The sequence below is a fragment of the Mesorhizobium sp. M5C.F.Ca.IN.020.32.2.1 genome (assembly GCF_004023105.1).
Classification (GTDB): domain Bacteria; phylum Pseudomonadota; class Alphaproteobacteria; order Rhizobiales; family Rhizobiaceae; genus Mesorhizobium; species Mesorhizobium wenxiniae.
Map to the genome: position 1 here is coordinate 1 of NZ_RZSX01000542.1, position 4,449 is coordinate 4,449.

The following is a 4,449-nucleotide window of genomic DNA, read 5'->3' on the forward strand; positions in this document are numbered from 1 at the left end:
GCCGTCGAGAGCGGTCTCGCCATGATGACCTTCGTCGATCTGGATGCCCGCCACCGCATGGCAATGGCCTTTGTCGGGCAGCGCATTGAATTGACAGTTGCAGCCATATTCGCAGGTACAATTGACGAGTTCGCGTCCCTTGATTTCCCAAGACGTCATGCTGTCCTCCCTGATATCGAAATATTAGACCATCAACATACACCTGCGCCGGCCGCACCGCCATCCTGTCGCGCCATGGAAGACGGCAGCCCATCCCGCCTTCTCGCTGAATAATTGGTGAACGTGCGCCTTGGAGATCGTGAGGCCGACATCGGAACGGCAGAAATGCGATCGGACCGGGCCTTTTCGACCGCACCCGCGAAGGTCCGAAAACGACCCCGAAAGCGGTCGTTTCCGATAGCAACCCGAGCAGCAAACGATTTTGGCAGGACTGGAAAAATCGGTCTCGAATGCTGCAATCATCATCATGTCCCGTCCAGGTTGTGGACACGTCCTTCTCAAAGGCGCACTCTTAGCGTGCGAAACGCGAGCTGGTGTTTCGTCCAATGCTTCACATGCTTGACTTGCGTCGGGTGATTGTCTGACCTGTCCCGGATACTTCCGGGTCGGCAGACTTCACATTGTGTCGCCTATCCGTGATCAGGCTACGGCCTAAGGCACGTTACAGCCCGTTCCGGATCAATTGGGAGGTAACAACATGCCTGATTTTCAGCGCAGAGAACTCCTTGTTCAAGGAAGCGCGGCTCTTGCCGCAATTGCGGCTCTCTATATCTCGCGTCGGGCTTACGCTTTTCCAGCACGGCCGAGCGAGGAAGTTGTTCCGTGGCTGGATCAGCCGACCGAAAATCCCGATCCGGTCGGTATCCAGAAGCAGCTTGTCTGGGAGGATTTGGATAGCTGGATAACTCCAAACGACAAGTTCTTCAGCATCTCGCATTTCAATCGACCAACGATCGACGAGAAGACATGGTCGATGGAGATCGGAGGCCTGGTGAAGAAGCCTTTGAAATTAACGCTCGCCGACATCAGGGCGCGACCGCGGCAGGAGATCGTTTTCACAGTGGAATGCTCGGGCAACCACGGTTTCCCCTTGTTCACCGGAGGCATCGGCAATGCCCGTTGGGCAGGGACGCCGCTCGCCCCGATCCTCAAGGAAGCCGGCATTCTGGAGGAGGGCATCGAGGTCGTTTTTTTCGGTACTGACAAAGGCGAGGTCGCAATACGCGACGTGAAGATGATGCAGAACTTCGCTCGCAGCATGTCGCTCGACGATGCGATGAATCCCGACAATCTCCTCTGCTATGAAATGAACGGAGCGGCCTTGCCGGCGGCCAATGGTTTCCCGCTGCGGCTCATTACTCCGGGCTGGTACGGGATTGCCAACGTCAAATGGCTGGAGCGCATCGAGGTTCGCGACACCCGCTTCATGAACCTTCTGATGGCCCGTGACTATGTCACCATCCGGGAGGAAGAGCACAACGGCGAGAGCGTGTGGACCGAGAACTCGGTTGGCCGAGCGCTGATAAAGTCCGCGCCTGCGAAGGTTACCCGGAAAGACTCGGACTACCGCGTCATTGGGGCAGCCTGGGGGGCGCCGATCGAGCGGGTCGAAGTGCAAATCGATCAAGGGCCTTGGGCACCAGCGACCATTGACCACAGTGAGGAGGCCGGGCACGCCTGGAAAATCTGGTCCCTGGACTGGGCAAGTCCCGCTCCTGGAGAACACACGGTGACCTCGCGCGCGGTCAGCACCACGGGACAAGTTCAACCGGCAATGGACGATCCCTTGATTGCCAAGAAACACACATACTGGGAAAGCAATGGCCAGGTGACGCGCCGCGTGCGTGTCGACTAGAGCATTTTGCAGCCAAATGGGATCATTTGGCGTCGGCCTAAATGCCGCAAAACATATAGTTAGAGCGAGTTACCGGTTCCAAGAGAACCGGAACCGCTCTAGACACGTTGCACCGGCACCGACTCCATATCGAGCGGACAGGTGTGGGTCGTAGATTCCTCACCCGTCCACGATGCTGATCTCCGCATCGACCAGGCACCAGGGTGCGTAGCGGAAATCGCGGATCTGGACGACCCGCTCGTCCTGCCATTCGACCAGCATGAAGCCGCGCACGGCGCCGTCCGGCTCCTGCGGGTTGCGGATCAGGATCGCCGGCCTTCCATCGACGAAGCCCAGCGACAGCGCCCAGTCGCTGATGCGGTCGTAATTGCCGAAATAGGTCGACACTTCGGCCTTGCCGCGCAGGCGGAGGCGGCTGACGAGTTCGAGCTGGATATCCTCGGCGATCAGCGCCCTGACAGCGTCGAAGTCGCGCGCGTTGAACAGATCGACATAGCGGCGCAGCCGCCGCTCGTCATCGGCGCCGAGCTTAGGCGCGGCGACGTGTTCGGGCTCGGCTGCCAGCAGGCGCAGCTGTGCCCGCCCGCGATGCAGCGCCGCCTTGGTGGCGGCGAGCGTGGCGCCGGTCACCTCGCAGGTCTCGTGCAGGGAAAGGCCGAGCACGTCGACCAGGATCACGGCGCTGCGCTGCGCCACCGAAAGCTGCATGAAGCTGCGCAAGCCGGTCGCCGCGGCGATCCTGCTGTCGGCGCTGCCGGAAGGATCCTCGATGGTGGTCATGTCGGTCTCGCTCATGCGCGACCTTTCCCGATGGCGCCGGCGCAGATGGTCTTGCGCGGCATTATGGGCGATGCGAAACAGCCATTGCTCGGGCCGCTCGACCGCCATGCTGCCGTCGACCGCCTGCAGCGCCTTCAGCAGCGTCTCCTGCACGATGTCCTCGCCGTCGATCACCGAGCCGGCCATTCGGGCGCAGTAGCGGTGCAGTTTGGGGTGTAGCTCGGCGAGCATCGCCTCCAGCGCCGGCCGATCGAATTTCCGTGAGATCATGGCGTTCTTTCGGCCCTGGCGCGGTCGCTCTATCCGGCTTTGCCGTCCTCAAGCACATGGTAGTTGCCGATGATTTTGGCAGGCGATCGCTTTACCGGGGTCGAACGTCGCTCCGCATGATTCTGCGTGAACGCCTCGAAGGCCGCAAGCCCGGTCAACGCGGATGGTTCATTTCCCTCGCCGACGACGTGGATGAACTCGCCGTCGTCCAGTTCGAGCACCAGATAGCGCACGCTCTGCGGCGCCGTCTCATCCAGCGCCTCGAACACCTTTGCAACCAGCGCGCGGTTCTCTTCCAGCCCGGTGTCTTTCACGCTGTAGCGAATGAGTTTGTAGGCCATGGTTCGTCTCCTGATTGGTTGGTCTCAGCAGAAGACGACCGGAGTTACCGAAAAGATTCTCGGCTCAGCATAATTCTTTTCGGCCGCCCGCGTCGTTCTTGCCTGTGGGCGGAATCAAGGCAGAAGAGAACCGATCAATGCTCGTACCAGTTGCCGTTATTCCACCAGGACCGCGCCAGGGCATCCTAGACCGGGCATTTCGCCTGCCAGGTCGCGGCCAACGAGAAGATGGGCGACGGCGGCTGGCGCTGGATCGAGCTGCTGCGATTTCGTCGAACACCCGGCCGGCGACCTACCGAATGCTTGCCAGGTTCGAGGGGCCGAGTGTGAGCGTCATAACCCCGTTCCGCCGCGGGTGCCGATCACGATGCGACGGTCGGGTTCCTGCAACTGTGACAGTGCGAGTCGGCCGGGGCCGGAAGTCCTCCTGCCATCACAAGGTTCGCATGAATGGTTAAGCGGCAACGCGCAGCTTCGTCACGATACGCTCGACCGCGGCTGTCAGCGATGTCGTGCCACGCCAACGTTCGGTTCCGGCCTGGCGCGTGAAGCGGCCGTTTGCAATGCCTTCGTACATGCCGAGCAGGGCGGCGGTAACCTCCGCGGAGAGCCCCGCCTCGGCCAGGACCGCTTCGCGCTGCTCCGGCGGCACGAGCACTGGCTCGACCGGACGGCCGAGAACCTTCGCAAAGGCAACCGCCACATCGCTGGCGCTCCAGTCTTCGGGCCCGGCCAGTTCCACGATGCGCGTTCCAGCCCAGTTCTGGGACATCAGCCGGGCGGCAGCGCGCCCGACATCGGTCGTGCTGACCATGGGAATTTTCCGGTCCGGTTCCAGAAACGACGGGAGCACGCCTTCCGAAACGCAAGCCTCAGCGACTTCCGACCAAGTTTCGACAAAATAGCCCGAGCGCAGAAAGGCCGTGGCGGGCGCGGTGCCGGCTAGCATCGCCTCGACCTGATGCAAGGTGGCAATGACCCCGGTGCCCGTCTCATGCTGCGCGCCAATCGACGATAGGATAACGCTCCTGGACAGATCGGCGCGGCGGACCGCCTGGGCAAGTGCTGCGCCGATCTCCGCTGTCTGTCCAAACGGATCGCCGGCGACGGGCGGGGGGTTGAGGAGAAACGCCGCCGTGGCGCCCTTCAAAGCGGCGGAAACCTGCTCTGCGTTATCAAGGCTGGCGAGGGCGACTTCGGCAC

Annotated in this window: 5 protein-coding genes; 1 reads left to right on the forward strand and 4 read right to left on the reverse strand. The window is 61.6% G+C overall.

Annotated features, from left to right (window positions below; all coding sequences use genetic code 11):
• On the reverse strand, nt 1-159 hold a 159-nt coding region (locus EOA86_RS23815; RefSeq protein WP_128343905.1), incomplete at its 3' end, for a DUF1326 domain-containing protein.
• Between the two features lie 538 nt (nt 160-697).
• Here EOA86_RS23815 and EOA86_RS23820 point away from each other — a divergent pair.
• Nucleotides 698-1,855 carry a sulfite oxidase gene (locus EOA86_RS23820; RefSeq protein ID WP_128343907.1) on the forward strand — a complete coding sequence of 386 codons (1,158 nt, stop codon included), beginning with the start codon at nt 698-700 and terminating at the stop codon, nt 1,853-1,855.
• Between the two features lie 159 nt (nt 1,856-2,014).
• Here the strand turns inward: EOA86_RS23820 and EOA86_RS23825 are convergent, their stop codons facing one another.
• The 3 genes from EOA86_RS23825 to EOA86_RS23835 form a co-directional block, all read right to left on the reverse strand.
• A complete protein-coding gene (locus EOA86_RS23825) occupies nt 2,015-2,905 on the reverse strand; it encodes a sigma-70 family RNA polymerase sigma factor (protein ID WP_128343908.1) in 891 nt (296 codons plus the stop codon).
• A gap of 29 nt (nt 2,906-2,934) precedes the next feature.
• Nucleotides 2,935-3,246, reverse strand: coding sequence for a hypothetical protein (locus tag EOA86_RS23830; protein WP_065008630.1), 312 nt, complete (start codon nt 3,244-3,246; stop codon nt 2,935-2,937).
• A 454-nt stretch (nt 3,247-3,700) separates the two neighbouring features.
• Nucleotides 3,701-4,449 (reverse strand): NmrA family NAD(P)-binding protein (locus EOA86_RS23835; protein WP_128343910.1); only part of this gene is annotated, 749 nt, incomplete at its 5' end.

Bases quoted from the DNA above. Each gene is read 5' to 3' on its own strand.
- EOA86_RS23825 (WP_128343908.1), bottom strand. From the start codon at position 2,905: ATGATCTCACGGAAATTCGATCGGCCGGCGCTGGAGGCGATGCTCGCC.
- EOA86_RS23820 (WP_128343907.1), top strand. From the start codon at position 698: ATGCCTGATTTTCAGCGCAGAGAACTCCTTGTTCAAGGAAGCGCGGCT.
- EOA86_RS23830 (WP_065008630.1), bottom strand. From the start codon at position 3,246: ATGGCCTACAAACTCATTCGCTACAGCGTGAAAGACACCGGGCTGGAA.